This window comes from Streptococcus sp. 4155 (assembly GCF_013276695.1).
Taxonomy (GTDB): Bacteria; Bacillota; Bacilli; order Lactobacillales; family Streptococcaceae; genus Streptococcus; species Streptococcus pseudopneumoniae.
In genome coordinates this window covers 1-1,278 of record NZ_VMLM01000119.1, presented here as the reverse complement: position 1 = coordinate 1,278, position 1,278 = coordinate 1, and the positions used below count along the sequence as shown (strand labels likewise).

Sequence of the window (1,278 nt, the reverse complement as noted above, 5' to 3'; positions counted from 1 at the left end):
CTACTATTCAATTTCCAAATGGTATGAATGGTCTGTGGATCTCCTGCGAACGGATTCCACTGGGTATAATGCTTCCCATCTTCTAGGAGATAGGCCTTAAAGCGTGTTCCAAGCATCTGCATTTTATTTTCAGCATTGGTGAGGCGAATAACTTTCTGATCTTTGAGTGTAAAAATATCTAAAATCTCACTACCATTTTTCGAAAAGACAATCAATTCATCAATGCCATTTTTATCCATATCAACCATTGCATAGGTGAAGGCTTGACTGCGTTCTGCCATCCCTGCATAGATATTAGCAGTTAGATTGATATTATCCTTAACCTCTGCCTTATGGTCTAAAATAAATTCATAATCCTTCAAAATGCTGTTATAAGAACTGTAATCTACGCTTGGTTTGGCTTCATCTGTACTCTTGTCTTCACTGCTTCCGCCAAGAATCTTATCTGAAACTGACTTCCAGCTTAAAGTATCTAAAGAAATGGGAGAACCGACCCCAAGATCTGCTACTTCTTGAGCCTCCTTACCCTTTACCAAAGACTGTCCGTCTTCACTAAATTGGTAGTGAGCATAGATGTGACTCGTTGCTGTACCAGCTCCACGATAGAGCAGAGAATTATCTGGCAAGATACCGACTGTCATTCTCTCACCAATCTGGTCTAAACGATTTTCTTGATCAGTCAAACGAATCACTTTTTCGTCTTTCAGCGTACGAATATCAAGTAAACTCTTTTCGCCACTCTTCATTTCAAGAGCAAGCAAGAGTTCATCGACTCCATCATTATTCAAATCCGTCTTGTGATAAACTACATCTGTATAAAAGCCTTGAGAAGACTTCACTTGACTAGCTAGGGGATTGACATCTATACCTTTCGGGAAGGTGCCTTTCGCTACTTTTTCGTAGTCATCCAAAACCTTGTTATATTTGCTGTAATCTATCTCTGGAGTTGCTACTTCCTCGGATGCTGGTTCCGCGCTTTTATTCCAAGGTAGATACTGACAACCTCCTAGAACTAGTGTCAGTGAAAGTGTTGTGGTTAATAGTAACTTTTTCATATTTCTCCCTTATCTAAGAGAAAGGAACCAGCCTGTGCTAATTCCTTTCACTACTTTTATTCTATTTAACCCACTTACCTGAGCCATCTACTTTGTAGCCATCTGGGGTACGTTCGTTGACTGCCATCTTACCATTTGACTTGAGATAGTAGTCACCTACCCATGTGTTACGAGCATAGCTTCCTTCTGATGNNAGGTAATAGTAAGATTTGTAGCTACTATC

At 40.0% G+C, this 1,278-nt stretch carries 1 protein-coding gene and 1 pseudogene; both read right to left on the bottom strand.

The annotated features are described in order from the left end of the window. A partial coding sequence (locus tag HT715_RS11340) for a hypothetical protein (RefSeq protein ID WP_172922968.1) occupies positions 1–1,055 on the bottom strand: 1,055 nt, incomplete at its 3' end. Positions 1,056–1,116: 61 nt separating this feature from the next. Next, positions 1,117–1,278: pseudogene (locus HT715_RS12150) on the bottom strand (endo-beta-N-acetylglucosaminidase); the annotation flags it as partial.